The organism is Rhodococcus daqingensis (assembly GCF_042665615.1).
GTDB classification, from domain to species: domain Bacteria; phylum Actinomycetota; class Actinomycetes; order Mycobacteriales; family Mycobacteriaceae; genus Rhodococcus_G; species Rhodococcus_G daqingensis.
The window spans coordinates 25,118-51,603 of the sequence record NZ_JBHTCS010000013.1 but is presented as its reverse complement, the minus strand read 5'-3'; the positions used below and the strand labels follow the sequence as shown (position 1 = coordinate 51,603).

Below are 26,486 nucleotides of genomic sequence, written 5' to 3'. Positions count from 1 at the left end.
ACGGTCTGCACGGGGCCTGTGTGAGACCGCAGCCGAAACCTAGCACCCGTCCAGTTCGATCATGATCATTTCGAAACCAACCGAAACGAAACGTGTCTGACGACGTCCCGATGCCGCGCGCGGTTCACCCCGCGTTCAGCGTCGCCACGAGATCGGCCAGCCAGGCCCTGTCGTTCGGCACCAGATCGGCGGCCGCCAGCTCGGGCGCGGCCACCCAGCGCACCGCGGAATGTTCCAGCGCGGTAGGGGTCCCGTCCCGCAGCGACACCCGGTAGGCGCGCAGGACCATACCGTCCGGCAGTGGTACGTCCACCCCGATTCGACCGCCGATCACGGTGTCGACACCCAGTTCCTCACGGAGCTCGCGGCGCAGCCCCTGCGCGGGCGTCTCGCCCGGCTCGATCTTGCCGCCGGGCAGCTCCCACATGCCGGCCAGCTCGGGCGGTCCCACCCGCTGCGCGAGCAACAGTCGACCGTCGGAGATGATCGCCGCCGCCGCGACCTCTCGCAGCGCTTTCGTGTCCATCGGGCCTCCGTGCATGGCACCATCATTGTCATGGCCGAGTTGTTGTCGGATACCGAGGTCGACGAGGCGCTGCGCTCGCTACCGCACTGGCAGCGAGCGGGAGACTCGATCACCCGGACGGTGAAGTGCCCGACCTTCCCCGCCGCCATCGCGCTCGTCGATCGGGTCGCGGTTGCCGCCGAGAGCCGCGATCACCACCCGGACATCGACATCCGCTGGCGCACGCTCACCTTCATCTGTGCCACCCATTTCAAGGGCGGGATCACCGAGCTGGATGTGAGCCTTGCGCGGGAGATCGATCGACTGGCCGCCGAGGACTGACCCTGTCGGCACAGATCACCCAGCCGTAGAACGCGGCCGCCCCCACGACGTTCACGGCGCCGAGCCAGGCCAGTACGCCGGGCCTCGAGATCAGCCAGATCGAGTCCTGGAAGAAGGACAGCACCCACGGCACGCCGATGAGGGTCGACACCAGCCAGAATCCGGCCAGGATCTTCGAGCCCAGCAGCTCGGCCAGGGGGCCGTGCACGAGCCAGATCAGCATCGGGATCAGCCACACCCAGTGGTGCGACCACGAGATCGGCGAGATCAGCAGTCCGAAGAGCTGCACCACCACGAGCGTGCCGAGCCGGTCGTCGGCCCCGAGCGCGCGCCACGCGAGGAAGGCGAGCAACGCGGCGACCGCCACCGCCGACATCCACAGCCAGCCGCTCTCGACGTCGTGCCCGAGCACCCGGCTCAGCGCGCCGCGCACCGACTGGTTCCACACCGATCCCACCGGGCCGATGCGGGACGCGTCGCCGAGCAGGTGCTCGAAGTACTCGCGCGCCGAGGTCCCGATGACGAGATAGCTGATCGTCACCGTCAACCCGAACGCCACCGCGGAGAAGACGGCGGCCTTCCATCGCCGCCGGGCGACGAAATAGAGGCCGGTGATCGCGGGGGTGAGCTTGATGCCCGCGATGAAGCCGACGAGCCCGCCCGCGATCCACCACCGGGTGCTGCGGACGGCGACCATCGCGCCGAGCGCGAGGAAGACGTTGACCTGCCCGTAGTCGAGCGTGGTGCGCACCGGCTCGGTCCAGATCCCGAGCGCGGTCCAGAGCAGCGCGATCGCGGTCCAGCGGGGTTCGCGCGCCGTCGATCCGTGCAGCAGTTCCAGGCTCATCCGGATGAGCAGGAACAGCGCCGCGATGGTGAGCAACTGCCAGCACGCCCCGACCACCGGGAAGGGCAGGTAGTGCAGCGGGAAGAACACCAGCGCCGCGAAGGGTGGGTAGGTGAACGGGAGCGGGAAGTCCGGGGTCAGGTCCGAGTAGGTGAAGTCGTAGAGACTGCCGTCGAGCAGTGCAGCCGAGCCGTCCACATAGACGTGCAGGTCGACCAGGTTCATGCCGTTCGGGCTCAGAAACGTCCACGCCATCCGCACGATCACCGAGAGCGCGAGCAGCAGCGGGGCGACGCGCAGGATCGAGGCCGACCGGGAGGCGGTACGAGTATCCCCGGTCTGCGGTGCGGGTGGCATCTCGGACACGTCTCGCGTTCTCCCGTGTGGTGTGGGCCGACGGGTGGAACCCGAAGCGTTCGACAGCGAGCCTAACGGCAGCGGCGGGAGCCGCCGAACCTCCCCGAGAAATGTCGATAACAGTTGCATCAACAATCTCAATTTTCACTCTAGTCACAGGCTATGGTCACCGGGCAAGCATCACCCCGGCCGGCGTTGTCATAGACTCCCATCGGCGTCACCCTCGGGTGACAAAGAAATAACAGGGTTGTCTCGGCTAACGCTGTACAACCGCCTGATGGCCTGCATAGAGTGGCCCCTCGTTACCGCTGGGGGCCGGCAGGCCAACCGACGCTTGAAGAAATAAGGATGGGACGACTGTGCTTCGTACGCGAGGACCGCGCAGAACGATCACCGCGCTAGCGATAGCCGCGGCCGCTGCCTTGGCTGCTCCGACCAACGCTGTGGCGCAGCCCGCGCCCGTGCTCCCCGAGGGCCTCAACATCGAGGCGCTGGCCTCGCTGGCACCCGCCATCATCGGTGCCGCGGCCGGCCCGTCCGACATCGCAGGCGGACCGCAGGCGGACCTGCTCGCCCAGGCGCGCACGCTGCTCGAGTCCTCCAACCTCCCCGAGTCGACGAAGGCGACCCTCGCCCGGGTCATCACCTTCCTCGACGGCAGCGGCGGCGGCGGACCGGAACTCCCGCCCCAGACCGGCCCCGTGATCGCCCAGTTCCTCTACCCGACCCTCGGCAAGGGCTGCATCTCCGCGACCGCTGACTCGGTGGGCACCGCGCTCGCCGTTCCCGGCCCCGCGCACCTGCCCCCGCCGGGACCGAAGGCCGGCCAGGCCGGGTTCGTCTTCACCGCACTGGGCACCAAGAAGCCCGCCGCCGTGCAGCCCACGCCGCTGACCGTCAGCTGGGTCAACATCGACAACCAAAAGTCGGCGACCCAGAACCTGACCGCCGAGTCGAAGATCAACCCGGACGGACCGGCCACCCTGTCCGCCATCGCAGACACCGGTCGCGGCCGCGTCCTTGCGGTGATCTCCGGTTCCCTCACCACTCAGGCCGAGGGCGCCGCACCGATCACCTGCAGCTTCCTGCCGACCGTCGGAATGGTTGTCGTTCCGTAACCAGCAGTCATGTCAGAGGGGCCCTTTCGCATCGCGAAGGGGCCCTTCTGCTTTTGTCTGCCCTGTGGTAAACCTCAGCGATGGCCTCCGTACCGCACTCGTGGAAGTCCCTGCACGCGCGGCGCTCGATCCTGTCGGTCCGATCCGAGGGCTCCATCCTCTCGATCGGATCGGCGTACTCGATTCTCTCGATCGGCAGCGTCGGCTCGATCCTCTCGATAGGCTCCATCGGCTCGGCCGGTTCCGCACTGTCCACCGGCTCGTTCGGCAGCCTGGGTTCGGCACTGTCCGGACTGTCGAAATGGTCGGTGCTGTCCTGGCGAGCCGACACCGCGAGCCCGGGCGATCGCCCGCTGCACGTGCTGGCGGAAGAACCCGGCCTCGCGGTGTCGCCGACGTCGCACACCCAGACCTGAGCGGTACCCACGCCGCTCACCCAGAACCTGACAGCCGCACAAGACAATTCGACGATAGGACGCACGTGACCGAGGTGGACCAGACCGGAAACCGGACGTGGACGAGGGCTGAGCTGGAGTCGGCCTTCGAGGGCTATCAGCGCACCGTGGAGAAGGCCACCGCGACGGGCGACTGGAACCTGTTCGCGGACATGTTCACCGAGGACGCCACCTACATCGAGCACGCCTATGGGAACTTCAACGGCCGGGAAGAGATCCGGGAGTGGGTGATCCGGACGATGACGAGCTTCCCCGGCAACCACATGACGGAGTTCCCCGCGGCCTGGCACACGATCGACGAGGAGCGCGGCTGGGTCATCTGCGAGATCCGCAACCCGATGCGCGATCCCGGCGACGGCACGCTCCACGAGGCGTCGAACCTGACCATCCTGCACTACGCGGGCGACGGGCTGTGGTCCTGCGAGGAGGACGTCTACAACCCGATGAAGTTCCTGAAGATGGCCAAGAAATGGTGCCGCAGCGCGGAGTCGTCCGGAGGACTTCCGGACGAGGCCCGCACGTGGCTCGCCGCGGTGGGCGGCGCCTAGGGCGCGTCGTTCCCTAGGGGTTCTGCGGTTCCTGAGGGGCCGCGGATCCGCTCGAGCCGGACACGCTGTCGTAGATGTTCGCCGCGAGGGCGTACAGGATGTTGATGATTGCTTCCACGTCTGTCCTCTTTCGTTATCGGTTCCGCTGACGCTACCGCCAGCGGGCCCGACCGCGATGCTCACCCGCGGTCGTGTCGGCGGGCCCGCGCGGCCGCGACCCAGAGCCTGGCCACATACCCCGCCAAGCCGATCACCATGCCCACCACCGCGACCGTGGTGAACCCGGCCGCCGGTCCGGCGCGGTCGACCATCGCACCGGCGAGGGGCGAACCGATCGCGCCGCCGAGGGTGAACGAGGTCCCCTGCCAGCCCATCGCCTCGCCCCGCCGGTCCTCCGGGACCAGGTCCGCGATCGCCTCGCCGGTCGCCGCCATCACCGGCGCGCAGAACAGTCCGGCCGGGATGGCGAGGGCCGCCAGCGTGAAGGTCGAGCTGGCGAAGGCCATCGGGAGCGTGAACAGGCCAAGCAGGAACAGCAGCAGCGCCGGGCTCACCGGGCGGTGCATCGCGCCGTAGATCAGACCGCCCACGATCGAGGACGCGCACCAGAAGAAGAACACGACGCCGAGGGACTGCACCTCCCCGCTCTCCCGCAGGGCGGCCAGGATGCCGACGTCCGTGCCCGCCAGGATCAACGTGGCCCCCGCCGAGGCCGCGAACACCCCGACGGTGGCCGCGGTGAGCCAGCCGGGGCGCGCCGCGGCGCTGAGGGTGGCCGCCGTCGCCTCGTCGACCGCGGGTGCGACCGCCGCCTCGGCACCCGCCGCGACGGCGGCGGTCTCGCTGCGGGTCGGCGGGTTGAACCACATCAGGAACAGCCCGGCCACCACGACGGACACGCCGATCGCGATGAGGGTGAGCCGGGTGCTGAAGTGGGTGCCGAGAAAGACCCCGGTCGCAGGCCCGACGATGAACACCAGCTCCGTGCCGATCGAGTCGAGCGCATACGCAGTCCGCCGATCCGACTCGCCGACGAGCACGCTGATGCTCTGGCGGACCACGGTGAAGATCGGCAGCGCGAAGGCGCCGCCGACGAACGCGACCACGATCAGGGCCTCGTAGGGCACGAAGGCGGCGATCGGCCACAGCACGCCCTCCGCGATCACCGAGGGCAGCAGGGTCTTTCGCAGCCCGATTCGATCGATCAGCCGGCCTCGCCACGGCGAGCCGACCGCGATGCCGACGGTCAGGGCCGCCGCGGCGAGGCCCGCCGCCGCGTATCCCCTGCCGAGGGTCTGCACGACGTGCAGGGTGAGGATCAGTCCCGCCGCGGAGTGCGGCAGCCGCGCGATCATCCCGACCAGGATCAGCCTGCGCACCGGCCGGTGCGCCAGCAGTGCGACATACCCCTGGACACCCATGCCGGAAAGTCTGTCACCGTTGTCCGTTCCGGGGTTACGCTCGATCGCATGAGAAAAGCAGCAGCACTGCTCGCCGCCTCCACCATCGCCCTCGCACTCGCCGGATGCAGTTCGGACGAGGTCACCGAAAAGACCGATGCCGCAAAGGACAAGGCGTCCGCCGCGATGTCGTCGGTCGCCGAAGCCGCGGAGGGCGCTCAGTCCTCGGTCAACGCCGCGGCCAGTACCGCCGCCGCACAGGTCAAGGGCGCCCTCGACAGCGCGAAGGTGGCGACCTTCACCGCGGCGTTCAAGGTCGCGAACCCCGATCTGGCCGAGGGCCGCGACGACGATGCCATCGCCGACATCCTCGCGCAGACCTGCGCCGACATCGACGCCGGCCAGTCCGAGCAGGAAATCGTCGCCGGCCTCGAGTCCAGGGCGGAGAACAACGGCGTCAAGGCCACCCCCGATCAGGCGCAGCAGATCTACAACATCGCCAAGCCGGCCTGCTGAGCGAGGCCCGCTACCGCGGAGAGGCCTGGCGCAATGCCGACACGAACAGGTCGGTGCACGCATCCACCAACTGTTCGCGGTCGAGCGTCAGCTCTCCGCTCTGCCACGCGCTCAACGCCTGACCGAGTCCGCCGACCATGAAATGCGCTGGCAGCCGCAGATTCTCGGAATCGCGTCCGGCGTTGAACTCGCGCGCCTGCGCCCAGAGCAGGGAGGCGAAGCGCCACGACGACTGCATCCTCCGCTGCGCGAGCAGGGTGCTCGACAGCCTGGGCGAGAACAACAGGCGGCCCCGCCTGGGATCGTCGGCGATGATGCGGACCAGGTTCGCGATGCCCGCCCGCGTCTTGACCCGTTGATCGCCCGCGGTGGTGGTGACGGCGTCGTGCGTGGTGGCGGCGAGGTCGTCGACGACGTGATCGTAGACGGCGCCCACGAAGGCGTCGCGGTCGGCGAAGCTCTCGTAGAAGTACCGCGCCACCAGCCCGGCGTGCTTGCACACCCCGCGCACCGACACCGCCGGCTCCGCGTCGCCCTCGCCGCCGAGCAGGTCGAGCCCCGCCTCGATGAACCGTCGCCTGCGCTCGGCGACGCGCTGGTCTGCGTCCAGCCCGCCGTAGACGCGCTGTTGCTGGGTCGTCACCGCTCCATCTTGACATCCCCGTCGTACCCGCGGTTAATATCTGCACACAGGCGTTCTCAGATCAAGCGCGACTCACGGAGGGCGGTTCCCATGACGGTGACCACGACCGGGACGGACCGGTTCGAGGACATGATCGACGGCGTATCGGTGATGGCGGGCGCCGCCAACGTGATCATGCAGCTGGCGCGGCCCGGGGTCGGCTACGGCGTCGTCGAGAGCACGGTCGAGAGCGGGCAGATCTTCCGGCATCCGATCAAGCGCACCAGGACGACGCTGACCTACCTCGCCGTCGTCGGGCTCGGCAGCGACGACGAGCGCCTGGCGTACCGCCAGGAGGTCAATCGTGCCCACCGCCAGGTCCGGTCCGGCCCGGACAGCCCGGTGCAGTACAACGCCTTCGACCCCGAGCTGCAGCTGTGGGTGGCGGCCTGCCTGTACCGGGGCTTCGTCGACACGCACCTCGCCCTGCACGGACCGATGGCAGACGACGAGGCGGACGAGTTCTATCGGCAGGCCGCCCGACTCGGCACCACGCTGCAGGTCAAGGAGGGCATGTGGCCGAGCGATCGGGCCGCGTTCGACAGGTACTGGGAGGAGTCGCTGGCGAAGGTGTCCATCGACGACACCGTGCGCCGATACCTGTACCGGATCGCGTCCGCCGAGTTCTTCCCGCGCCCGGTGGGTCTGCTGCTCGGACCGCTCAACCGGTTCATCACGGCTGGATTCCTGCCGCAACAATTCCGCGACGAGATGCAGATGTCGTGGGATGCGCGCGATCAGCGCCGATTCGACGCGATGATGTCCGTCGTCGCGAGGGTGAACGGGTTCATGCCCCGGATCGTGCGACTGTTCCCGTTCAACGTCTACATGTGGGACCTGCGACGCCGACTGCGCACCGGGCGACCGGCGGTCTGAGCCGAACGCGGCGAGCGGGGTCTAGGCGAGCGACCACTGCCCGTAGTCGGGCTTGAGGATCGCGTTGAGATCGATTCCCACTCCGTCGACCGCACGCTTGTCGATCTCGTACTGGTGCAGATGCGCCTCGGGGTGCACGAAGCCCGTCGGCGTGCCCCAGTTGTGCTGCCAGTAGAACGACCCCAGGCCCTCGGCCACCAACAGGTCGATGGTCGGCGAATTCGCGTAGACGCCCGTGTTCTCGTGCCCGACAACCGATTCCCAACCCTGGATGTACGGGGCGATCAGCTCGGTGAAGTCGTCCTCGCTCGGGTTGTCGTCGATGGAGGCGTAGATCGGCCGGTTCTCCGGACCGCCGGCGGCCAGGTGCAGCTCGAGTCCGCGCTCGGCATGCTCCACGCCCGCCTCGAATCCGCCGCGCCAGTCCGCGGTGGCCGCCTTGCCGAACTGGTAGCAGGAGACGACCTCCAGCCCGGCGTCGGCGAGTGCGGTCGCCTCCGCCTCCAGCATCGGCTTGCCCTCCATCCACTCCGCCCCGGGCCGACGGTCCGAGACGTAGCGGATGGCCCCGACGTGTCCGGCGGCGAGGATGGCCTCCGCGGACGGAACCCCGCCCGCGTAGTCGATCAGCGTGCCGAGGTTCGGGGAGGCCTGGGCGAGCAGCGAATTGGATCCGAGCGCCGTGACGCCCAGTGCGGCGGATCCGGCGGCCACGTACTTGAAGAGTTCTCGACGGGAAACCTGCACGACGCCCTCACATCACTGATAGCTGTCGCCTCCGGCGCGCCCCGACTGCCGACGAGGGGCCACGGTGGCTCGGATGGTTTCGAGCATTCCACCACAGATCACTCTGGTGTCGCCAGTCACATTGATATCTCCAGCAACACCGGTTGCGGCGTCGTGGCAGCGTATCGCCCCCTTCGACGCCGAATCGGGACGCCCATCGCCGCGCGATCGGCGGTAACGTCGGACTTGTCCGCACAACTTCTCCCGGATGGGACTTTGAGGTCATGGGCAATCAGACGTGGTGGGTCATCGCACCCGAGAGTGGATTCGCCTTCGAGCAGCGCTCCAACGGCGACATGGTGGTGGTGGACGAATCCGCGGCCGAGGAACACGTGCTGCACGGCTACGAATGGATGCACGTCAAACACCCGACCGCCACCACGCAGCAGATCAAGGTCCACGGCGAGGGCCCGCCCCCCTTCGGCAAGTGGGTCGCCCTCGACGAGGGCTGAACGGAAGCAATATCTGAGCAAAGCTCACGATCGGCGCACCCAGCACGTATCCTCCCCCGCGGGGGTCATCTCGGTACCGCATCGCGCGGCCGGGTGACGCGGCGCAACTCGGCGCTGCGCTGTACCAGGGGAGGACATTTTCATGCCGTACGCGGCTTTCGGTCTCGTCATGCTCGCATTGTGGATCTTCTGCATCGTCGACGTCCTCACCGCGGAGGACCACGCGGTACGGCACCTCCCCCGGATCGGCTGGATCCTGATCGTGCTGCTGATCCCGACCGTCGGGTCCCTGCTGTGGCTGATCCTCGGCCGCCCCCAGGGCCCGATGCGTCCGCAGAGCCGAACGCATCCCTCCGCGTACAGCGAGTACGACCGACCCGGTCGGCAGATCCCGCAGAACCCCGAGGACGACGAGGCCTTCCTGCGGCAGTGTCGCGAGCGGGCCGAGGAGCAGCGCCGGATCGCCAAGCAGCAGCGGATCGAGCGCGAGCAACGCGAGCCCTAGCCGGCCGGCGCCGGAATAAATGTGCACCTGCATGTAGTTGCCGAGAGTCATGAGCGAATCACCTGTCCCCCTGCCCGTCGACGGACTCTTCGAACCCTTCGCGGTCAAGTCGCTGAAACTGAACAACCGCTTCGCCATGGCGCCGATGACGAGGGGCTTCTCCCCGGACGGGATCCCCGGCGAGGACGTGGCCGAGTACTACCGGCGACGCGCGGCGGGCGGGGTCGGCCTGATCATCACCGAGGGGACATACATCCCCGACCTGGCCGCAGGCCCGCACACCCGCGTACCCCGCCTGTACGGCACCGAGAGCCTGGCCGGCTGGCGCGCCGTCGTCGACGCCGTGCACTCGGAGGGCGGCGCGATCATCCCGCAGCTGTGGCACCTCGGCGCCGAGCGCGGAGACGGTGCCCGGCTCAACCCGGAGGCGACCTCCGTCAGCCCGTCCGGGCTCGGCCTCGACGGCTCCCCGGTCGGGCGGCCGTTGGCGACAGGAGAGCTCGACGATCTGCGGGAGGCGTGGGTCGCGGCCGCGGTCAACGCCAAGGACGTCGGATTCGACGGCATCGAACTGCACGGCGCGCACGGCTACCTGCTCGACGAGTTCCTCTGGGCCGGCACCAACCGGCGCGCGGACGGCTACGGGGGCTCGCTCCGGTCGCGGACCCGGTTCCCCGCCGAGGTGGTCGCGGCCATCCGCGCCGCCGTCGGCGAGGACTTCGCGATCGTCTATCGATTCTCCCAGTGGAAGTCGAACCACTACGACGCGCAGATCGCGCAGTCGCCCGCCGAGCTCGAGCAGGTACTCGACCCGCTGGTCGCCGCCGGGGTGGACGTGTTGCACGCGTCCACCCGCCGACACTGGGAACCGGCGTTCGGCGAACTCGACGGCTCCGACGGGAAGCTCGGTCTGGCGGGATGGACGAAGAAGGTGTCCGGGCTGCCGACGATCACGGTCGGCTCGGTGGGGCTCGACAAGGTGTTCACCACGGCGTTCTCCGCCGACGCCGCCTCGAACACCGTCGGCATCGACCGGGTGCTCGAGCAGTACGAGAACCAGGAGTTCGACCTCGTCGCCGTCGGGAGGGCGCTGCTGGCCGACCCGGAATGGGTGAACAAGCTGCGGGACGGCCGCATCGACGAGCACATCCCGTACGCGAACGAGCACCGCGAAGTGCTGCGCTGACACACCATCGGCCGGCGGCTTCCCGCTCCGTCACTCGACGGAGCGGGAAGCCGCCCGCCCCTCAGTCCATGTAGTCCCAGAACTGCAGCCAGTGCACCGACGCGAACAGCGTCAGCGTCGCCGCGTAGACCAGGGCCACCACCGCCGCCCCGATCAGCCCCACGCGCGGCCCCGCACCGTCGACGGGATCGAGCCAGCGCCGGAACCATCGCGTGACGGCGGGCATGAACAGCCAGGTCATCAGGCCGACGCTGAGGATCTGGCTGAGCCACATCGACAGCCACGGGGGCACGCCCCACTCGCTGAACACCGGCCCGAGGAAACGCGAGAGCGTCATCACGGTCGGGTAGAGCACCAGCAGGACCAGCATCGCGGTCCGCCACTGCGGCGTGATCCGCGTCCTGCCGTCCTGCACCCGCAGGATCGAACCGAACGGCGTGCTCCGCGCGACCACCGAGAAGTCTTCCACCAGTTGTGAGCGAAGCTCCGGCAGCGCCTCGGCGCGCTGCTTCGACCCCATCCACTCGGCGAGTTGACGGTCGGTGCGGAACCGGAGCACCGACATCCAGACGCCCGGACCCGCCGGCCGCAGCACCGTCGTGCCCTCGAAGCCGGAGAAGGTGGCGATCAACGCGGACAGCCGCACCTGAGCGGCCTCGAAGGCCCCCTCCCGCCCCGGCGCAACCGAGTGCTCGAAGACCGCGGTGCCGGGCGGCAGGCCGCCCTCGAGCAGGATCAGATCCGAGCTCGCCCTGCGGAATCCCCGGGTCTCGCCCTCCGCGATCAGCCGCGCCCTCGCGGCCGAGTCCAGCCAGCGGTGCAGGCGCTCCTCGGAATCGAACGTCACCGACACCGCCCAGTCCAGTTCGGGCTCCTCGTACGCGGCGGCCCTCGCATCGACGAAACCGTCCACGCCCCCGGCGGCCGCACCCACGCCGTCAGCCCAGCTGCGGAAGGCGGCGCCGTCGGGCGTCCGGTGGAACACGGTGACGGCGGTGGCGGCGCTCATCGGTCGACTCGCCCCTCGACCGTTCGGCGAACCGATTCGCGCTGGTCCGGCGGGACCAGGATGGTGACCGCGTCGCCCGCCCGCAGGCGGGTCGAGGCGGTGCCCGGCAGCACCGCGTCGCCCCGACGAACCGAGACGACCAGCGAACCCGGCGGAAGGGCCCTGTCCCCCAGCGGTTTCCCCAAGACCGGCGAACCCTCGCCCGCGAGCACCTCGAGCACCTCGACGTGCGACCCGACCCGCTCGACTCGACGCTCCTCGGCCAGGATCTCGGCCCGATAGCCGTGGACGATGTCCGGCACCGCGACGATGCCGCGCACCCGCCTGCGCTCGTCCAGGACGGTCAGCCACCGAACCTCGTCGGGCAACGCCTCCAGGGCCTCGTCGAGGTTCGCCGTGACGTCGACGGTCGGCGCGCCCGCGTCGGCTCGTCGCGCGAGCGTCGTATCCGGTTGCGCGACGGCGAGTTCCGCGGATGAGACCGCGCCGAGAAAGCGCCCCTCGTCGTCGACCACGGGCGCCCCCGGCACGTCGGCATCGCGCAGCCGCCTGCGTGCATCGGCGACGTCGGTGCCCCCGACGAGGACGAGTCTCGGCGCCGTCATCACCTCCGCGACACCCACCCGTCCCAGCAGCGGCAACCCCAGCAGCAGCCGCGCCGCGCGCGCATCCTCGCGGGTGCCCAGCTGGGCCCGGTAGATCGTCTCCCCCGATCGCCGCACGATCAGGTAGGCGAGCCCCACCGCGACCATGGCCGGCGCGAGAATGGTGAGGCTGCCCGTCATCTCGGCGACCATCAGCATCACCGCGATCGGCGCCCTGGCGACGCTGCCGAAGCAGGCCATCATCCCGACGATGACGAACGGCGCGGGCGAGTCCGGGACCGCGGGCGCGATCGGCTCGAGCAGCCGCCACACCGCCGCGCCGGTGAAGGCGCCGATCACCATCCCGGGCCCGAAGATGCCGCCCGATCCCCCCGACCCGATCGACAGCGAGGTGGCGAGGATCTTCGCGAATGGCAGCGCGACCACCACCCAGAGCGGGATCGCCATCAGACCCGTCCGGTCCAACGACTGCTGGACCCAGCCGTACCCGCTGCCGAGCACCTCGGGCAGGGCCAGCGCCATCAGCCCGACCAGGAGCCCGCCGATCGCCGGCTTGACCATCCGACTGCAGGGCACCCGGTTCGCCACCGCCACGGTGCCGTAGAACGCCCTGCTGTACAGCAGCCCGACGAGGCCGCCGAGGACGCCGATCCCCGCGAACCACACCAGCTGGAGGGGCTCGTCGAAGCGGTAGTCGGCCGCGGCGTAACCGAACAGCGGGGCGAAGCCGAGCAGGGAGCCGAACACGGTGTAGCTCACGATCGAGGTGATCAACCCCGGGATCACCGCGTCGAAGTCGAAGTCGTCCCGATAGGCGATCGACGCGGCGAGCAGGGCGCCGCCGAGCGGCGCCCCGAAGATCGCGCCGATGCCGGATCCGATGCCGACCGCGACGGCGATCCGGCCGTCCCTCGGCGTCAGGTCCAGCCTGCGCGCGAGCAGCGACCCGAATCCGGCGGAGATCTGGGCGGTGGGCCCCTCGCGGCCACCGGAGCCGCCCGAGCCGATCATGATCGCGGACGCGACGAGCTTGACCAGGACCGCGCGCATTCGGATCATCCGGGGGTTCCGGTGGATGGCCTCGATGGCCGCATCGGTCCCGTGTCCCTGGGCCTCCGGGGCGAAGGTGAACACGATGATCCCGGAGGCCAGCCCGCCCAGACAGACGACGATCGGGATCGCCCACGGGCGAGTCGAGTGGCCGCTGCCCGCGCCGCCGCCCTCCCCCGCGGCCTCGGGCGGTGTGTAGCCACCGAGCACGCCGAGCAACAGGTGGGTGGCCTCGGAGAGCGCGAGGTAGAAGAGGACGGCCCCGAGTCCGGCGATGATGCCGATCGCGACGCCGAGCACCAGCCATTTCTTCAGGTAGCTCGTGTGCTTGAGCCAGCGACCCGCGGCGGTCTCGGCCGAGCGCAGCCCGGTCGCCGCGAGAAGCCGGCGGTCGCCGGCCGTCATAGTGGGCCAGCCTAGTCAGCGCCTACGCGGGCCGATGGCTGTTTGCCCACCGAGGGGTGGCGTCAGGCCACGGACATCTGCCACACCACGGCGGCGGCGAGCGCACCCGCCCCGTTGAGCGACCAGTGCAGCGCGATCGGCGCGATCAGGCTGCCGCTGCGGCTCCGCAGCCAGGTGAACACGAAGCCCGCGGCGGCGGTGGCGAGCACCGCGCCCGCGATCCCGAGGACCTGCCCCCACACCCCGCCGCCGAGGATCCCCGTCAGCCCACGGTTGCCGCTCGTCAGCCCGAGCGACGAGGCGATGTGCCACAGGCCGAACAGCAGCGACCCCGCGGCGAACACCCCGCGCGCTCCCCAGGCGCGGTCCAGGGTGCCGTGCAGCACCCCTCGGAACGCGAGTTCTTCCGGGATCACGGTCTGCAACGGGATGACGATCATCGACGCGATGAGCGCGCCCGAGATGGTGGCGTAGCGGTCCGCCATGAAGAACGGCCGGGTGATCGGGAGCAGGGCCCCGATCGCGACCACCGCGACGACCAGCCCGACCGCGGCGAGGGCATAGAGCGATCCGGTACGCCAGTGCCGCCGCGACAAGCCCAGTTCCGACCAGCCAAGTCCCCTACGACGGGTCAGGGCGACCAGCACGACCGCGGCGATCGGCACGGTGGCGACGCTCGCCCAGGCGTTGGTGAAGTGGGCGATCAGGTTCGTTCCCACGAGGACCAGCACCACGACCACGACGTCGACGTAGGCGTGCAGTCTGGGGTGGGCGCGCGTGGGAGCGGCGGCGTCCGCGTCGGGCCCAGCAACGCCATCCACGCCGACCGCGACCGGCCGGGAGGTGAGTGGTGCCAGCGCGCCGCCGAGGTCCCGAAAATGCATTGCACCCAGTGTACGGATCGGCGGCCCGCCAACCTGAGCCCGCGGTCCTACACTTGTCCGAGTCCGACGCCGGCAAGCGCATCTTCGACGCCAACCGGCCTCTCAAAGCCGCCGGGGTCCCGGCGCTCGACGCCCTGCGCACCGTCGCCGAGCTGATGCGCGAGATCGTCGCCGAGCCGACCGTCAAGGGCACCGTGTCGGCCGCCCTCACCGAGCAGGTCGGCGAGCCTTACCTGCGGTTCTGCCGCCCATGCAATGCCATCCACCTGTACGAGATGCCATTTCGGCTCGCGGCGCTGCAGGGCGGATTGGTGTCGATCCTCGCCGACGATCTCCCTGTGTTGCTCGCGACGCCGCCCGACGACTCCGTCCGCCTTCTCGGCCCGTTCGATCCGTACCTGCAACTCAGGGACCGCGAGCTCCTCGTTGCCGACCCGGACCGACGCGGGGCGCTGTGGCCAGCCCTGGGCCGACCGGGCGCGATCACGGTCGGCGGCGAGGTCGTGGGCCTGTGGCGCCCGCGCGCCGCCGGCAAGAAGTTCACCATCGAGATCACCCCGTGGATCGAGCTCACCGCCCGCCTGCGGGACGACATCGACGGGCAGGCCGAGGCGCTGGCGGCCCACCGCGGCGTCACGCTGGTCGGGGTCGTCGAGGAGGGGTGATCGGCACACCATTAACCTGAGGCTGCCCCTCGCACGCCGCCTGTTCAGGAGAGATGATGGCCGACTTCCTCTATGAGGACCTGCTGCCGATCGGTGACGACAACACCGAGTACCGGCTGCTGACCACCGAGGGGGTGTCCACGGTCGAGGGACCGGACGGTCGCACCTTCCTGCAAGTCGAGCCCGAGGCGCTGCGGCTTCTCACCGAGACCGCACTGCACGACATCTCGCACTACCTGCGCACCGACCACCTGACGCAGCTCGCGAGCATCCTCGACGACCCGGAGGCCTCGAACAACGACAAGTTCGTCGCCCTCGACCTGCTCAAGAACGCGAACATCGCGGCGGCAGGGGTGCTGCCGATGTGCCAGGACACCGGCACCGCCATCGTCATGGGCAAGCGCGGCCAGCAGGTCCTGACCCCCGGGGACGACGAGCAGGCCATCTCGCGCGGCGTCTACGACGCTTTCACCAAGCTGAACCTGCGCTACTCGCAGATGGCCCCGGTGACCATGTGGGACGAGAAGAACACCGGCAGCAACCTGCCCGCGCAGGTCGAGCTGTACGCGGACACGGCCAAGGGCCACGAGAACTCGTACAAGTTCCTGTTCATGGCCAAGGGCGGCGGAAGCGCCAACAAGTCGTACCTGTTCCAGGAGACGAAGGCGATCCTGAACCCGGACTCGATGATGCAGTTCCTCGAGGCCAAGATCCGCTCGCTCGGTACCGCGGCCTGCCCGCCGTATCACCTTGCGATCGTCGTCGGCGGCACGTCCGCCGAGTTCGCGCTCAAGACGGCCAAGTACGCGTCCGCGCACTACCTCGACGAGCTGCCCACCGAGGGCGCGATCACGGGTCGCGGTTTCCGTGACCACGAGCTCGAGAAGAAGGTCTTCGAACTCACCCAGAAGATCGGCATCGGCGCCCAGTTCGGCGGCAAGTACTTCTGCCACGACGTCCGCGTCGTTCGGCTCCCCCGCCACGGTGCGTCGCTGCCCGTCGCGATCGCCGTCTCCTGCTCGGCGGACCGCCAGGCGAAGGCGAAGATCACCCCCGAGGGCATCTTCCTCGAGCAGCTCGAGTTCAACCCGGGCCGGTTCCTGCCGGAGGTCACCGACACCCAGCTCGACGCCGAGACCGACGGCATCTCGGGCACCGGCAAGGGCGCCGCGGTCAAGATCGACCTCACCAAGCCGATGCCCGAGATCCTCGCGGAGCTGTCCAAGCACCCGGTCAAGACCCGGCTGTCGCTGACCGGCCCGCTGGTCGTGGCCCGCGACATCGCGCACGCGAAGATCAAGGAACGCCTCGACGCCGGCGAGGAGATGCCGCAGTACCTCAAGGACCACCCGGTGTACTACGCCGGTCCGGCCAAGACCCCCGAGGGCCTGGCGTCCGGCTCGTTCGGCCCCACCACGGCCGGCCGGATGGACTCGTACGTCGAGCAGTTCCAGGCCGCGGGTGGCTCGATGGTGATGCTGGCCAAGGGCAACCGGTCCAAGCAGGTCACCGACGCCTGCAACACCCATGGCGGCTTCTACCTCGGTTCCATCGGCGGGCCCGCCGCGCGGCTGGCGCTCGACTGCATCAAGAAGGTCGAGGTCGTCGAGTACGAAGAGCTCGGCATGGAGGCGGTCTGGAAGATCGACGTCGAGGACTTCCCGGCGTTCATCGTGGTCGACGACAAGGGCAACGACTTCTTCGCGCACACCGGCGAGGTCACCCTGACGGTGGGCAAGCGTCCCGGCCTGTGAGCTGAGACCTGCGAACGACGAGGCCCGGCGGAGCACATGCTCCGCCGGGCCTTCTCGTTGCCGTCGACCATTGCCATGCGCAGCCGGTGGGAGGAAGGTGAGGCAGGAGGGGGGTTGACCGGTGGCGCCACCGGGGTGCTGCCTCGAGAGAAGGAGGTGGATCGTGTTCGCACGCTCTACCACTATCCAGGCCCACCCGTCGTTCATCGACGCAGGGATCAAGCACATTCGCGACACGGTGATGCCCGCCCTCGCGGACCTCGAGGGGTGCGCCGGGCTGTCCCTGCTCGTCGACCACGACTCGGGTCGCTGCATCGCCACCAGTTCCTGGATGGACGAGGAGTCCCTCCGCGGAAGCGAGGGTCACGTCCTGAAGCTCCGCGAGGATGCCGCCAAGGTGTTCGGCGGCACCACGAAGGTGGAGCGGTGGGACATCGCGGTCCTGCACCGCGATCATCGTTCGAGCCATGGCGCCTGCGTTCGGGTCGTGTGGATCAAGCTCGAGCCCGGCAAGATGGACCACGCCATCGACGTCTACAAGATGGTGTCCCTGCCGTCGATGGAGGACCTCGAGGGCTTCTGCAGCGCGAGCCTGCTCGTCGACCACGCCGCGGGACGGGCCGTGTCCTCGGTGACCTTCGACAGCCACGACGCGATGGAACACAACCGCGAGATGGCCGAGGAGATCCGGGCGGCGGCCGTCCGTGAGATGGGCGGCGAGATCCTGGAGGTCTGCGAGTTCGAACTCGCGATCGCACACCTGCACGTGCCGGAAATGGCCTGAGAGGAGGACGACTCGTCAGCGCTCGGCCAGCGCCTGCCCCTTGAGTTCGGGCAGTGCGAGGGCCGCGAGCGCCGCGAGCCCGAAAGACACCGCGAACACTCCGAATACCAGCCCGTTGCCGCCGCCGGTCAACAGCCACGGCACGATCAACGGCGCGATGATCGACGCGATCCGCCCGAACGCCGCCGCCGCGCCGGTACCCGATGCCCGCACGGTGGTCGGGTAGAGCTCGGGGCCGATCGCATAGAGGGCGCCCCACGCACCGAGGTTGAAGAACGACAACGCCATACCCGCCGCGACGATCTGCGTCGGCGAGTCCGCCAGCCCGAACAGGCCGGCGGCGACCGCGGACCCGATCAGGAAGGTCGCCAGTGTGCCGCGGCGGCCCCACACCTCGATCAGCCAGGCCGCCACCGCGTACCCGGGCACCTGGGCGAGGGTGATGACCAGCGTGTACTGGAACGACTTCACCAGGTCGAAGCCCTGTCCGAGCAGCAGGCTCGGCAACCAGATGAAGGCGCCGTAATAGGACAGGTTGATGCAGAACCAGATCACCCACAGCGCACCCGTCCGCCGCCCCAGCCGAGGCGACCAGATGGACTCGGTCACCGCGTCGGAGGCGAGCGGGACCGGCCCATCGCGGTCGGGCTCGGCGTCGGGCGCCGGGGCCCCGCCGATCCGCGCCGAGTCCTCGAAGGACCGCACCGCCGCCTCCGCCTCCGCATGCCTGCCGCGACTCTCGAGGAAGCGCACCGACTCGGGCAGGCCCAACCGGACCACCACCGCGTAGGCGGTCGGGACGATGCCGACCGCAAGCGCCCAGCGCCAGCCGTCGTCGCCGAGCGGGACCACGAAGTAGCCGATCAGGGCGGCCAGGATCCAGCCCACCGCCCAGAACGCCTCGAGCGCAACGACCATGCGGCCCCGCTGCTTTCGTGGCGCGTACTCGCTGACCAGGGTCGACGCGACCGGCAGCTCGGCACCCAGCCCGAGCCCGACGACGAAGCGGAGCAGCATGAGCACCGCCAGCGAGCCCGCCAGCGCGGTGGCGCCGGTGGCGAGGCCGTAGACGAGCAGGGTTGCCGCGAACACCTGTCGGCGACCGATGCGGTCCGCGAGCAGCCCGCCGACGCTCGCGCCGATGGCCATCCCGACGAAGCCGATCGACCCGACCCAGGACAGCTCGGTCTTGCTCAGGTCCCAGTGCACGGCCAGCGCGGCCATCACGAAGGAGATGAGGCCGACGTCCATCGCGTCGAGCGCCCACCCGATCCCGGAGCCGAGCAGCAGCCTGCCGTGCCGACGGGTGAGCGGGAGCTCGTCGAGTCGCTCTGCGCGGGTTCTGGTTTCGGGATTCACCGCGACCTGCCTGGTGCCGGTCCTGCCGGTGTTACGTCCAGAGCGCGGCGACCAGGGCGGCGACGATCGCGAGGCCACCGGCCGCATGGGCCAGGTTCGGGTTCCCCTCGCCCCGCTTCTGCTTGCCCCGACCGATCTCGGCGAGCGCGACCACAGCGAGCGAGAGCACCAGCTTGACCGCGATCTTCGTGTGGTTGTAGTCCTTGTCCAGCGCGCCCTCGCCGAGCCCGACGATGATCAGGCCCGTCAGGAACTGGACCCGGGCACCCCACACCATGACCTCGGACACCCGCGGCTCCGCCAGAACCGCGAAGTAGCCACCGACGATGGCGGCCATGCCGAGCAGGTGGATGGCGACGAATACGTTGTATACGACAGACATACCCGCACTGTAGCCCCCGGCGCGCGGCACCGATTCTCGATCCCACGAGATCGACGCGGCGCGCCGGGGTCGGTGTCGGCCGATCGGAATCGGCCGACCCACTACACCGTTCGGGCCAGGCGGTTGGCGAGCATGCCGGTGAACCGCGCGGGGTCGTCGAGTTCGCCGCCCTCGGCGAGCAGCGCCATCCCGTACAGCAACTCGGCGGTCTCCTCCAGCGCGGGATCGTCGTCGCGGTCGGCCTGAGCCGTCCGCAGCGCCGTGACGAGCGGGTGCTCCGCGTTGAGCTCCAGGATCCGCTTGGTGGGCGGGAGCATCTGCCCGGAGGCGCGGTACATCTTCTCCAGGGCCGGCGACATGCTGAACGCGTCGCCCACGATGCACGCCGGGGACGTGGTCAACCGCGTGGACAGCCGCACCTGCTTGACCTGCTCACTGAGCGTCTCGGTCATCCAGGCGAGCAGGCCCGCGAAGTCCTTCTCCTGCTCCTCGCGCTCGGACTCCTTGGCCTTCTTGTCCTCCTCCGTATCGAGATCGACCTCGCCCTTGGCGATCGACTGGAAGGACTTGCCCTCGTACTCCGGCACCGCGCCGACCCACATCTCGTCGACGGGATCGGTCAGCAGCAGCACCTCGAGACCGCGGGCGCGGAAGGCCTCCATGTGCGGCGAGCTCTCGAGCAGCTGCCGCGTCTCGCCCGTCGCGTAGTAGATCTGCTCCTGGCCGTCCTTCATCCGCGTCAGGTACTCGTCGAGGGTGGTCGGCTCGTCCTCGCTGTGGGTGGATGCGAACGACGAGATGCCCAGCAGCGCATCACGATTGTCGGTGTCGGACAGGAGGCCTTCCTTGAGCACGCGACCGAACTGGGTCCACAGGGTGCGGTAGTCGTCGGGGCGTTCGGCCTGGATGTCCTTGATGGTGGACAGCACCTTCTTGGTGAGCCGTCGCCGGATGGCCCGGATCTGCCGATCCTGCTGCAGGATCTCGCGGGACACGTTGAGCGAGAGGTCCTGCGCGTCCACCACACCCTTGACGAAGCGCAGGTACTCGGGGATCAGCTGGTCGCAGTCGTCCATGATGAACACGCGCTTGACGTAGAGCTGGACGCCGGTCTTGGCGTCGCGCTGGAAGAGATCGAACGGCGCGTGCGTGGGGATGAACAGCAGCGCCTGGTACTCGAAGGTGCCCTCCGCCTTCATCGGGATGGTCTCGAGCGGGTCGTCCCAGGCGTGCGCGATGTGCCGGTAGAACTCCCGGTACTCCTCCTCGGAGACCTCGTCCTTCGATCGCGCCCACAGCGCCTTCATCGAGTTGATCGTCTCGGTCGAGGTGGTCACCGTCGCCTCGGCACCGTCCTCCCCCGGCACGCTGCGCGCGATGTCCATGCGGATCGGCCACGCGATGAAGTCCGAGTAGCGCTTGACGAGTTCCTTGATCTTGCGCTCGGAGGTGTAGTCGTGCAGGTGATCCTCGGTGTCCTCGGGCTTGAGGTGCAGGGTCACGGAGCTGCCCTGCGGCGCGTCGTCCACCGTCTCGATCGTGTACGTGGCCTCGCCGCTCGACTCCCACCGCGTGGCCTGGCTCTCGCCCGCGCGGCGGGTGAGCAGCGTGACCTTGTCCGCCACCATGAAGGTCGAGTAGAAGCCGATGCCGAACTGCCCGATCAGCTCTTCGGAAGCGCCCAATGCCCCGGCTGCGGCTGCGTCTTTGGCCTCGCGGAGCTTGCGGCGCAGGTCCGCGGTCCCGGAGCGGGCCAGCGTGCCGATCAGGTCGACGACCTCCTCGCGGGACATGCCGATGCCGTTGTCGCGGACGGTGAGGGTGCGTGCCTGCTTGTCCACCTCGATCTCGATGTGCAGATCCGAGGTGTCCACGTCGAGGTCCTTGTCGCGGAACGCCTCGAGGCGCAGCTTGTCCAGCGCATCCGAGGCGTTGGAGACCAGCTCACGGAGGAAGGAGTCCTTGTTCGAGTAGACCGAGTGGACCATCAGATCCAGCAGCTGGCGGGTTTCCGCCTGGAATTCGAGCTGCTCGATGTGCGCGTTCAATCCGATTCCCTTCGACAGCCGAGGCCCTCGACGTCGGGCCTCGACACCAGATTCGTCGTCGGCATATTACGCCGACGCCGCGCGCCCGGGCATTCCCCGAGCCCGTCCCGGCCCCGAACATGCGTGAGGCCCGGCGGAGCGGACGCTCCACCGGGCCTCACGTGATGATTTGTGGACCCTACGGCCCGACGGCCAGGGCGGCGGCCAGGTTCGCGGCCTCGGCCGGCCCGACATAGGGAACCAGTGCATCATAAATGTACGTCGACATCTGGGACTCCTTCGATGACTCGTCGAGTCGTCACTGTTCTGCCGGGTTCACCGACATCGCCGGATCTTCCGACACCGAATGCAGGGTATCGGGGGACGGCGCTGCTCGCCACCCGATTGACCCAAGTGTCGCCCTGACCTCGTCGATCGCGTCGTGCAGCATCGCCTCGTAGGCATCGACGTCGGCCAGCACGGCCGGGCTGGTGGTGACGCTGATGGTCACGGTGTCGCCGATGCCGTGCACGCCGTGCGTCAGGCCCATGAACTGCGACAACGCCGGGAAACCTGCCGTGAATCGCACCGGGCCGCCGCCGAGGGACAGGTCGGCGGGGCCGCGGTCGACGCTGGAGACCACGGTGTTGCCGGTGACGGTCTCGGGGATCGCACCGAAATCGAACTGCTCGACGCCCCACCGCACCAGCGGTCCGGGAACCGAGCGCAGTGCGCGGTCCGCGGCCGCCGCGGCGGGGTGCTCACCGCGAGCCCGGCGGGACGCCATCGACTCGGCGATCGCCTCGGCGCGCTCACGAAGGTCGGCCACGCCCGGATGCAGGTCGACGGCGACGTTGCGGAAATGGTTCCGCGCCCGCGCCCGCCCCGGCTTGGCGACCGTCACCTCCGCGACGAGGTCGCCGGGCACCTCGCTCCCGTGTGCCCGCAGATACCGGGACAGCGCCACCGAGATCGCGGTCATCGCCCCCACCGTGACGGTGACGCCGGGCCCGCGCAGGTCCGCGGCATCGCGAACCACCATCCGCACCGACCGGCGATCGTCGGGCCGGGCGTTGGTCGGTCCCTTGGGCCGGCTCGGCGGCTGCGGCGGGAGCACCCCCGCGGCGGTGTCGTGCTCGAGCGCCCGGTGCGTCCGGTGAGCGGGCACCGCCGCGGCGACGAGGGAGGCCAGCTGGGCCGGCAGCCGGGCGGCCGCCAGGGCCAGCGCCCACGCCGGTCGCCACGGCGTGGGTCCGGGCGCCTGCAGCATCGCCGCGGCCCGCCCGCCGAACAGGGCTCGGGCGAGCGCCGAGGCAACCCGGCCGTCGGCCAGGGCATGCGCGACCTGCAGCACCGCCACCACCGCGGGCGAGTCACCGCACCGCGGCGCACCGCGACTGACCGCGAAAAGGTGCAACCGCCACGGTGATTCGCACGGGTCCAGACGTTCGGTCAGCAGCTCCCCCACCGCCGGCGGGATGTCCTGCCAGCTCCCGAGCGGCGCGTGCACCTGGACGTGATCGACGCCGATGTCCATGGGGACCCAGTGCGGGTAGTCGGCGTGAAACGGGACCTCACGCACTCTGATCCGCAGGTCCGTGACGAACGCGGCACGCGCGATGAGCGACGCGCGCATCGCGGCCATCGAGTCGGCCGGGTCCGCGAAGCAGTAGAGCAGGTACTGATCGCTGTGGATCTTGGTGGAGATCCAGTACGTCTGCGCATCAGGGGGACTCATCCGCGGCACCGACGGAAGGTATCACCGACCGTCACCGTCACCGCGGCGGGATCGTTCGGTCCCGACGGCGGGCCCCTAACCCGCCTCGGCCAGGGCCTTCAGCTTGGCGAGGCCGTTCTCGAAGTCCTTGCCCACCATCTTGTCCATGCTGAACACGAACCCGAAGATCTTGAAGAACCAGTTCTTCGTGCCGGCCATCTGCCAGCGGACCGTGGTACCGGCGCCGCTCGGCTCCAGCAGGAAAGTGGTGACGTTCTGGGCCTTGAACGGCTTCAGAAACGCCAAGTCCAGCACCACCTTCTGCCCTGGCACCGACTCGGTGATGACCATCGACCCAGAACCGGCCTTGCGGTTGCCCGACCAGGAATAGGTGGCGCCGACCCCGCGATCGGCCCCGCCGTAGGTGCGGGTCATGGTGGGGTCGAGCTCCTCCCACGGCGACCAGTCGGGCCAGCGGTGGAAGTCCTCGATCAGTGCGTGCAGCGTGGCCGGGCTGGCGGCGACGTCGAGGGAGCGTTCCACGAGGAAGCTGTCTTTGCTCTCGGGTGCCATGCAGGTCTCCGTTTCCGTTGCGCCCGATGGCCGGGCTCTCGCCGAATTCTCCACCCCGCAACGGTCGGTCGCCACCGAACACGCGGGCTCACCGGGATCCGCGTGCGCGGTGTCCGCCGTGCGTGAACAACGCGACGGCGACCGCGTGGCGGTGCGAGACTCGGCACATGGCAGCCCCCGACCGCCCGATCGTCGTCGACATCGCCACGAGGCGACGTGACGGCCGACGCCCCGACCGGGGCGACGGGCCCGCTCCCCTGCTGCGAAAGGTCTACGGCGAGATCCTGCGCGACGAGCGTCGCGATCAGGACCGCACCCTCGACGACGTGGCGCGGGAGGTCGGCATGTCCAAGCAGTACCTCTCCGAGATGGAGCGCGGACGCAAGGAGCCGTCGTCGGAGATGCTGCGCTCGGTGTGCGACGCCCTCGGCCTGCCGCTGGAAAACCTGCTGGCCCGGGGTGTCCGGCGGCTGTCGGCCCCGCGACGCACCGGCCAGCGCCCGGTGACCGGTGCGCCGCGGGTGGAGCTGCTGGCCGCCTGATCGGCGGGCGCCGTCCGCTACGCCGCGTCCCGGGAGACGATGATCTGGTCCGCGAGGCCGTAGTCGAGCGCCTCCTGGGCGGTGAAGATCCGGTCCCGGTCGGTGTCCCTGCGCAGGCGGCTCGCATCCTGGCCGGTGTGCGCGCTGAGGATCTCCTCGGTCTGCGCCCGGACCCGCAGCACCTCCGCGGCCTGCAGGGCGAGGTCGGAGATGGTGCCCTCGCCCCGCGCGGACGGTTGATGCAGCAGCACCCGCGAATGCGCGAGTACGTGCCTGCGCCCCGGCGCGCCCGCGGCGAGCAGCACCGCCGAGGCGGACGCGGCCTGACCCATGCAGTAGGTGGCGACCGTGGGGCGCAGGAACTGCATGGTGTCGTAGATGGCGAGCATCGCGGTGGTCGACCCGCCCGGCGAGTTGATGTACAGGCCGATCTCCCGCTCCGGCGCCTCCGCCTCGAGGTGGAGTAGCTGCGCCATCACCACGTTCGCCACACCGTCGTCGATCTCGGTGCCCAGGAAGATGATCCGCTCGTTGAGCAGGCGGCTGAACACATCGAAGGAGCGCTCGCCCGCGGGGGTCCGCTCGATGACGCTGGGGATCGCGTATTGCGCCATGACTACAGCCCCATCCGTTGTGCGGTCGCGAACGGCGCGATCTGCGCGAACGATCCGACCACGTGGTCGACGATCCCGTACTCGCGCGCCTGCTCGGGGGTGAACCACCGGTCCCGGTCGCTGTCGGCGGCGATCTCCTCGACCGTGCGGCCGGTCTCCGCGGCCAGGATCTCCTCCGACTGCCGCTTCATGTACTCCCAGTTGTCGGCCTGGATGGCGATGTCCATCGCCGTGCCGCCGATGCCGGCCGATGGCTGGTGCATCATGATCCGGCTGTGCGCCAGGCTGATCCGCTTGCCGTGGGTGCCGGAGGCGAGCAGGACCTGGCCCATGCTCGCGGCGAACCCCAGCGCGACGGTCACCACGTCGTTGGGGATCAGCTTCATGGTGTCGTAGATGGCGAGCCCGGCCAGCACGGAGCCGCCGGGCGAGTTGATGTATACGACGACGTCGCGGTCCGCGTCGGCCGTGGCGAGCAGCACCAGCTCGGCGCAGGCCCGCTCGGCCATCTCGTCGTTCACCTCACCGGTCAGCAGCACGGTGCGCTGCCGGAACAGCCGGTCGGTGAGTTGGTCTCGATAGGTCAGGGATGGTGTCGCGATCATGCATTCCGTTGTATCCGCTTGGCGCGGTGACGAATCGATTTGTCTGCCGAGGGCAGACGGATCCGGTCAGCGCCTAGAACACGAACGGGATCAGCCGCTTGGTGCGGCGCATGTACTGCCGGTACGGCTCGCCGAGGCCCTCGGCCAGCGTCCGCTCCTCGTGCGGGATCCGCACCACGTAACCGAGCACCAGCCCGAGCACCGCCAGCGGGGCGAGCCAGTTGGTGTACGCGATGGTGAAACCCAGCGCGCAGATCAGCGCGCCGGTGTAGGACGGGTGCCGGATCCACCGGTACAGGCCGGTGTCCACCACCGTCTGCCCCTCCGCGACCTGGACCTTGAAGGTGAACGCGGCCCCGAGTTCGCGCACCGCGCGCAGGCGCAGGCCCTGTCCGGCGGCCGCGATCGCCAGGCCCGCAACGAAATACCAGATGGCACCCGTGGTGATCACCGTCGCGGTGACGAGCAGGCTGACCGCGAGACCGCCGCCGTAGGCGACCAGCAGTCCCAGCCCGACCGCGAGCCCGCTGCGGGCGTCCTGATCCCGCTCGGCGCTGCCGGGCCGGGTACGCCCGATCCAGAACTCGGAGAACACGAATGCGGCGAACGCCGCGGCCAGGACCGCTCCGGCGACGGGGTCGGACGCGAACAGTGGGAGCACGACAGCCTCCTGATCCCTCGCGTCCGCGGCCGACCTAGCCGGCCGCGTCCTCGTCCAGGGTGTGCTTGACCAGGGCGTTGGCGTGCCCGTGGCCCATCCCGTGCTCGGTCTTGAGCCAGCCGACGAGCTCCAGGTGCTTGGTCAGGTCCGAGGACCGGATCATGGTCTTCCACTCCGCGATCGGCCGGCCGTACTTCTTCTCGATCGAGGGGAAGTAGGAGGCCGGACCCTTCACTGGCTCAGTCATGCGTATGACGCTACCGCCGGGGATCCCG

The 26,486-nt window shown here is 69.5% G+C and carries 30 protein-coding genes and 1 pseudogene; 13 read left to right on the top strand and 18 right to left on the bottom strand.

All coding sequences use genetic code 11. From position 1 onward, the window contains the following. Nucleotides 1-124: 124 nt before the first annotated feature. The gene (locus tag ACFQS9_RS11680) at nt 125-526 is read right to left on the bottom strand and encodes a (deoxy)nucleoside triphosphate pyrophosphohydrolase (protein WP_378404720.1); all 402 of its coding nucleotides are present in this window, start codon (nt 524-526) and stop codon (nt 125-127) included. Nucleotides 527-556: 30 nt separating this feature from the next. Here ACFQS9_RS11680 and ACFQS9_RS11675 point away from each other — a divergent pair, with 30 nt between their 5' ends. Further along, a complete protein-coding gene (locus ACFQS9_RS11675) occupies nt 557-847 on the top strand; it encodes a 4a-hydroxytetrahydrobiopterin dehydratase (protein ID WP_378404718.1) in 291 nt (96 codons plus the stop codon). On the opposite strand, the gene ACFQS9_RS11670 is transcribed toward ACFQS9_RS11675, so the two are convergent. Further along, a complete protein-coding gene (locus tag ACFQS9_RS11670) occupies nt 789-2,051 on the bottom strand; it encodes a mannosyltransferase (protein ID WP_378404923.1) in 1,263 nt (420 codons plus the stop codon). The genes ACFQS9_RS11675 and ACFQS9_RS11670 overlap by 59 nt on opposite strands. 359 nt (nt 2,052-2,410) lie before the next feature. Between ACFQS9_RS11670 and ACFQS9_RS11665 the strand changes: the two genes are divergently transcribed. The 3 genes from ACFQS9_RS11665 to ACFQS9_RS11655 all read left to right on the top strand — a co-directional run bounded on the left by ACFQS9_RS11665 (nt 2,411) and on the right by ACFQS9_RS11655 (nt 4,172). Further along, the gene (locus tag ACFQS9_RS11665) at nt 2,411-3,169 is read left to right on the top strand and encodes an Rv1157c family protein (protein ID WP_378404716.1); all 759 of its coding nucleotides are present in this window, start codon (nt 2,411-2,413) and stop codon (nt 3,167-3,169) included. Nucleotides 3,170-3,249: 80 nt separating this feature from the next. Next, nucleotides 3,250-3,585 carry a hypothetical protein gene (locus tag ACFQS9_RS11660; RefSeq protein WP_378404714.1) on the top strand — a complete coding sequence of 112 codons (336 nt, stop codon included), beginning with the start codon at nt 3,250-3,252 and terminating at the stop codon, nt 3,583-3,585. A gap of 74 nt (nt 3,586-3,659) precedes the next feature. Beyond that, nucleotides 3,660-4,172 (top strand): nuclear transport factor 2 family protein, encoded by a 513-nt coding sequence (locus ACFQS9_RS11655; protein ID WP_378404921.1) that lies wholly within the window; start codon nt 3,660-3,662, stop codon nt 4,170-4,172. Nucleotides 4,173-4,351: 179 nt separating this feature from the next. Here the strand turns inward: ACFQS9_RS11655 and ACFQS9_RS11650 are convergent, their stop codons facing one another. Next, nucleotides 4,352-5,593, bottom strand: a complete 1,242-nt coding sequence (locus ACFQS9_RS11650) for an MFS transporter (protein ID WP_378404712.1) — start codon at nt 5,591-5,593, stop codon at nt 4,352-4,354. Between the two features lie 48 nt (nt 5,594-5,641). On the opposite strand from ACFQS9_RS11650, the gene ACFQS9_RS11645 reads away from it, so the two are divergent. Beyond that, nucleotides 5,642-6,088 carry a hypothetical protein gene (locus tag ACFQS9_RS11645; protein ID WP_378404710.1) on the top strand — a complete coding sequence of 149 codons (447 nt, stop codon included), beginning with the start codon at nt 5,642-5,644 and terminating at the stop codon, nt 6,086-6,088. Between the two features lie 10 nt (nt 6,089-6,098). Here the strand turns inward: ACFQS9_RS11645 and ACFQS9_RS11640 are convergent, their stop codons facing one another. Then, nucleotides 6,099-6,731 carry a TetR/AcrR family transcriptional regulator gene (locus ACFQS9_RS11640; RefSeq protein ID WP_378404708.1) on the bottom strand — a complete coding sequence of 211 codons (633 nt, stop codon included), beginning with the start codon at nt 6,729-6,731 and terminating at the stop codon, nt 6,099-6,101. A 90-nt stretch (nt 6,732-6,821) separates the two neighbouring features. Between ACFQS9_RS11640 and ACFQS9_RS11635 the strand changes: the two genes are divergently transcribed. Further along, nucleotides 6,822-7,646 (top strand): oxygenase MpaB family protein, encoded by an 825-nt coding sequence (locus tag ACFQS9_RS11635; protein ID WP_378404706.1) that lies wholly within the window; start codon nt 6,822-6,824, stop codon nt 7,644-7,646. Nucleotides 7,647-7,667: 21 nt separating this feature from the next. On the opposite strand, the gene ACFQS9_RS11630 is transcribed toward ACFQS9_RS11635, so the two are convergent. After that, nucleotides 7,668-8,393: a DUF1906 domain-containing protein gene (locus ACFQS9_RS11630; protein ID WP_378404704.1), complete on the bottom strand. Its 726-nt coding sequence runs from the start codon at nt 8,391-8,393 to the stop codon at nt 7,668-7,670. A gap of 263 nt (nt 8,394-8,656) precedes the next feature. On the opposite strand from ACFQS9_RS11630, the gene ACFQS9_RS11625 reads away from it, so the two are divergent. The 3 genes from ACFQS9_RS11625 (at nt 8,657) to ACFQS9_RS11615 (ending at nt 10,575) form a co-directional block, all read left to right on the top strand. Then, complete coding sequence (locus ACFQS9_RS11625) at nt 8,657-8,884, top strand: maltose regulon activator MalT (protein WP_378404702.1); 228 nt, start codon at nt 8,657-8,659, stop codon at nt 8,882-8,884. A 142-nt stretch (nt 8,885-9,026) separates the two neighbouring features. Beyond that, a complete protein-coding gene (locus ACFQS9_RS11620) occupies nt 9,027-9,389 on the top strand; it encodes a PLD nuclease N-terminal domain-containing protein (RefSeq protein ID WP_378404700.1) in 363 nt (120 codons plus the stop codon). 49 nt (nt 9,390-9,438) lie between these two features. Then, nucleotides 9,439-10,575 carry an NADH:flavin oxidoreductase gene (locus ACFQS9_RS11615; RefSeq protein ID WP_378404698.1) on the top strand — a complete coding sequence of 379 codons (1,137 nt, stop codon included), beginning with the start codon at nt 9,439-9,441 and terminating at the stop codon, nt 10,573-10,575. 61 nt (nt 10,576-10,636) lie between these two features. On the opposite strand, the gene ACFQS9_RS11610 is transcribed toward ACFQS9_RS11615, so the two are convergent. The 4 genes and pseudogenes from ACFQS9_RS11610 to ACFQS9_RS11595 all read right to left on the bottom strand — a co-directional run bounded on the left by ACFQS9_RS11610 (nt 10,637) and on the right by ACFQS9_RS11595 (nt 14,528). Continuing rightward, nucleotides 10,637-11,584 carry an antibiotic biosynthesis monooxygenase gene (locus ACFQS9_RS11610; protein ID WP_378404696.1) on the bottom strand — a complete coding sequence of 316 codons (948 nt, stop codon included), beginning with the start codon at nt 11,582-11,584 and terminating at the stop codon, nt 10,637-10,639. After that, nucleotides 11,581-12,189 (bottom strand): CBS domain-containing protein, encoded by a 609-nt coding sequence (locus ACFQS9_RS11605; RefSeq protein WP_378404919.1) that lies wholly within the window; start codon nt 12,187-12,189, stop codon nt 11,581-11,583. The genes ACFQS9_RS11610 and ACFQS9_RS11605 overlap by 4 nt, the downstream gene beginning before the upstream one ends. Nucleotides 12,190-12,240: 51 nt before the next feature. Further along, a pseudogene (locus tag ACFQS9_RS11600) lies at nt 12,241-13,644 on the bottom strand (chloride channel protein); the annotation flags it as partial. Between the two features lie 62 nt (nt 13,645-13,706). Beyond that, nucleotides 13,707-14,528 carry a CPBP family intramembrane glutamic endopeptidase gene (locus ACFQS9_RS11595; protein ID WP_378404694.1) on the bottom strand — a complete coding sequence of 274 codons (822 nt, stop codon included), beginning with the start codon at nt 14,526-14,528 and terminating at the stop codon, nt 13,707-13,709. 53 nt (nt 14,529-14,581) lie between these two features. Between ACFQS9_RS11595 and ACFQS9_RS11590 the strand changes: the two genes are divergently transcribed. The 3 genes from ACFQS9_RS11590 (at nt 14,582) to ACFQS9_RS11580 (ending at nt 17,731) form a co-directional block, all read left to right on the top strand. After that, the gene (locus ACFQS9_RS11590; protein ID WP_378404692.1) at nt 14,582-15,193 is read left to right on the top strand and encodes a DNA glycosylase AlkZ-like family protein; all 612 of its coding nucleotides are present in this window, start codon (nt 14,582-14,584) and stop codon (nt 15,191-15,193) included. A 56-nt stretch (nt 15,194-15,249) separates the two neighbouring features. Next, a complete protein-coding gene (locus ACFQS9_RS11585) occupies nt 15,250-16,947 on the top strand; it encodes a fumarate hydratase (RefSeq protein WP_378404690.1) in 1,698 nt (565 codons plus the stop codon). A 163-nt stretch (nt 16,948-17,110) separates the two neighbouring features. Next, nucleotides 17,111-17,731, top strand: coding sequence for a hypothetical protein (locus ACFQS9_RS11580; protein WP_378404688.1), 621 nt, complete (start codon nt 17,111-17,113; stop codon nt 17,729-17,731). 15 nt (nt 17,732-17,746) lie between these two features. Here ACFQS9_RS11580 and ACFQS9_RS11575 read toward each other — a convergent pair whose 3' ends face one another. The 5 genes from ACFQS9_RS11575 to ACFQS9_RS11555 all read right to left on the bottom strand — a co-directional run bounded on the left by ACFQS9_RS11575 (nt 17,747) and on the right by ACFQS9_RS11555 (nt 23,789). Further along, on the bottom strand, nt 17,747-19,090 hold the full coding sequence (locus ACFQS9_RS11575; protein ID WP_378404686.1) for an MFS transporter: 1,344 nt from the start codon (nt 19,088-19,090) through the stop codon (nt 17,747-17,749). A 31-nt stretch (nt 19,091-19,121) separates the two neighbouring features. After that, on the bottom strand, nt 19,122-19,472 hold the full coding sequence (locus ACFQS9_RS11570; RefSeq protein ID WP_378404684.1) for a hypothetical protein: 351 nt from the start codon (nt 19,470-19,472) through the stop codon (nt 19,122-19,124). A 101-nt stretch (nt 19,473-19,573) separates the two neighbouring features. Further along, entirely contained in the window at nt 19,574-21,520 is a 1,947-nt protein-coding gene (htpG, locus tag ACFQS9_RS11565) for a molecular chaperone HtpG (protein ID WP_378404682.1), read from the bottom strand. Nucleotides 21,521-21,818: 298 nt separating this feature from the next. Further along, nucleotides 21,819-23,237, bottom strand: a complete 1,419-nt coding sequence (locus ACFQS9_RS11560) for a WS/DGAT domain-containing protein (protein ID WP_378404680.1) — start codon at nt 23,235-23,237, stop codon at nt 21,819-21,821. A gap of 75 nt (nt 23,238-23,312) precedes the next feature. Next, the gene (locus ACFQS9_RS11555; RefSeq protein ID WP_378404678.1) at nt 23,313-23,789 is read right to left on the bottom strand and encodes an SRPBCC family protein; all 477 of its coding nucleotides are present in this window, start codon (nt 23,787-23,789) and stop codon (nt 23,313-23,315) included. 167 nt (nt 23,790-23,956) lie between these two features. On the opposite strand from ACFQS9_RS11555, the gene ACFQS9_RS11550 reads away from it, so the two are divergent. After that, nucleotides 23,957-24,331 (top strand): helix-turn-helix domain-containing protein, encoded by a 375-nt coding sequence (locus tag ACFQS9_RS11550; RefSeq protein WP_378404676.1) that lies wholly within the window; start codon nt 23,957-23,959, stop codon nt 24,329-24,331. A 17-nt stretch (nt 24,332-24,348) separates the two neighbouring features. Here the strand turns inward: ACFQS9_RS11550 and ACFQS9_RS11545 are convergent, their stop codons facing one another. From ACFQS9_RS11545 to ACFQS9_RS11530, 4 genes are all read right to left on the bottom strand, one after another. After that, nucleotides 24,349-24,945 (bottom strand): ATP-dependent Clp protease proteolytic subunit, encoded by a 597-nt coding sequence (locus tag ACFQS9_RS11545; protein WP_378404674.1) that lies wholly within the window; start codon nt 24,943-24,945, stop codon nt 24,349-24,351. 2 nt (nt 24,946-24,947) lie between these two features. Beyond that, on the bottom strand, nt 24,948-25,547 hold the full coding sequence (locus ACFQS9_RS11540; RefSeq protein WP_378404917.1) for a ClpP family protease: 600 nt from the start codon (nt 25,545-25,547) through the stop codon (nt 24,948-24,950). Nucleotides 25,548-25,623: 76 nt separating this feature from the next. After that, entirely contained in the window at nt 25,624-26,211 is a 588-nt protein-coding gene (locus ACFQS9_RS11535; RefSeq protein ID WP_378404672.1) for a methyltransferase family protein, read from the bottom strand. A gap of 34 nt (nt 26,212-26,245) precedes the next feature. Continuing rightward, entirely contained in the window at nt 26,246-26,458 is a 213-nt protein-coding gene (locus ACFQS9_RS11530) for a DUF4287 domain-containing protein (RefSeq protein ID WP_378404670.1), read from the bottom strand. Between the last annotated feature and the right edge of the window lie 28 nt (nt 26,459-26,486).

What these genes read in the sequence shown, in the direction of transcription:
- ACFQS9_RS11570 (WP_378404684.1), bottom strand. Translation starts at nt 19,472, where the DNA reads ATGTCTGTCGTATACAACGTATTCGTCGCCATCCACCTGCTCGGCATG.
- ACFQS9_RS11680 (WP_378404720.1), bottom strand. Translation starts at nt 526, where the DNA reads ATGGACACGAAAGCGCTGCGAGAGGTCGCGGCGGCGGCGATCATCTCC.
- ACFQS9_RS11595 (WP_378404694.1), bottom strand. Translation starts at nt 14,528, where the DNA reads ATGCATTTTCGGGACCTCGGCGGCGCGCTGGCACCACTCACCTCCCGG.
- ACFQS9_RS11625 (WP_378404702.1), top strand. Translation starts at nt 8,657, where the DNA reads ATGGGCAATCAGACGTGGTGGGTCATCGCACCCGAGAGTGGATTCGCC.
- ACFQS9_RS11650 (WP_378404712.1), bottom strand. Translation starts at nt 5,593, where the DNA reads ATGGGTGTCCAGGGGTATGTCGCACTGCTGGCGCACCGGCCGGTGCGC.
- ACFQS9_RS11555 (WP_378404678.1), bottom strand. Translation starts at nt 23,789, where the DNA reads ATGGCACCCGAGAGCAAAGACAGCTTCCTCGTGGAACGCTCCCTCGAC.
- ACFQS9_RS11615 (WP_378404698.1), top strand. Translation starts at nt 9,439, where the DNA reads ATGAGCGAATCACCTGTCCCCCTGCCCGTCGACGGACTCTTCGAACCC.
- ACFQS9_RS11635 (WP_378404706.1), top strand. Translation starts at nt 6,822, where the DNA reads ATGACGGTGACCACGACCGGGACGGACCGGTTCGAGGACATGATCGAC.
- ACFQS9_RS11620 (WP_378404700.1), top strand. Translation starts at nt 9,027, where the DNA reads ATGCCGTACGCGGCTTTCGGTCTCGTCATGCTCGCATTGTGGATCTTC.
- ACFQS9_RS11610 (WP_378404696.1), bottom strand. Translation starts at nt 11,584, where the DNA reads ATGAGCGCCGCCACCGCCGTCACCGTGTTCCACCGGACGCCCGACGGC.
- ACFQS9_RS11585 (WP_378404690.1), top strand. Translation starts at nt 15,250, where the DNA reads ATGGCCGACTTCCTCTATGAGGACCTGCTGCCGATCGGTGACGACAAC.
- ACFQS9_RS11550 (WP_378404676.1), top strand. Translation starts at nt 23,957, where the DNA reads ATGGCAGCCCCCGACCGCCCGATCGTCGTCGACATCGCCACGAGGCGA.
- ACFQS9_RS11560 (WP_378404680.1), bottom strand. Translation starts at nt 23,237, where the DNA reads ATGAGTCCCCCTGATGCGCAGACGTACTGGATCTCCACCAAGATCCAC.
- ACFQS9_RS11645 (WP_378404710.1), top strand. Translation starts at nt 5,642, where the DNA reads ATGAGAAAAGCAGCAGCACTGCTCGCCGCCTCCACCATCGCCCTCGCA.
- ACFQS9_RS11545 (WP_378404674.1), bottom strand. Translation starts at nt 24,945, where the DNA reads ATGGCGCAATACGCGATCCCCAGCGTCATCGAGCGGACCCCCGCGGGC.
- ACFQS9_RS11675 (WP_378404718.1), top strand. Translation starts at nt 557, where the DNA reads ATGGCCGAGTTGTTGTCGGATACCGAGGTCGACGAGGCGCTGCGCTCG.
- ACFQS9_RS11660 (WP_378404714.1), top strand. Translation starts at nt 3,250, where the DNA reads ATGGCCTCCGTACCGCACTCGTGGAAGTCCCTGCACGCGCGGCGCTCG.
- ACFQS9_RS11605 (WP_378404919.1), bottom strand. Translation starts at nt 12,189, where the DNA reads ATGACGGCGCCGAGACTCGTCCTCGTCGGGGGCACCGACGTCGCCGAT.
- ACFQS9_RS11670 (WP_378404923.1), bottom strand. Translation starts at nt 2,051, where the DNA reads ATGCCACCCGCACCGCAGACCGGGGATACTCGTACCGCCTCCCGGTCG.
- ACFQS9_RS11530 (WP_378404670.1), bottom strand. Translation starts at nt 26,458, where the DNA reads ATGACTGAGCCAGTGAAGGGTCCGGCCTCCTACTTCCCCTCGATCGAG.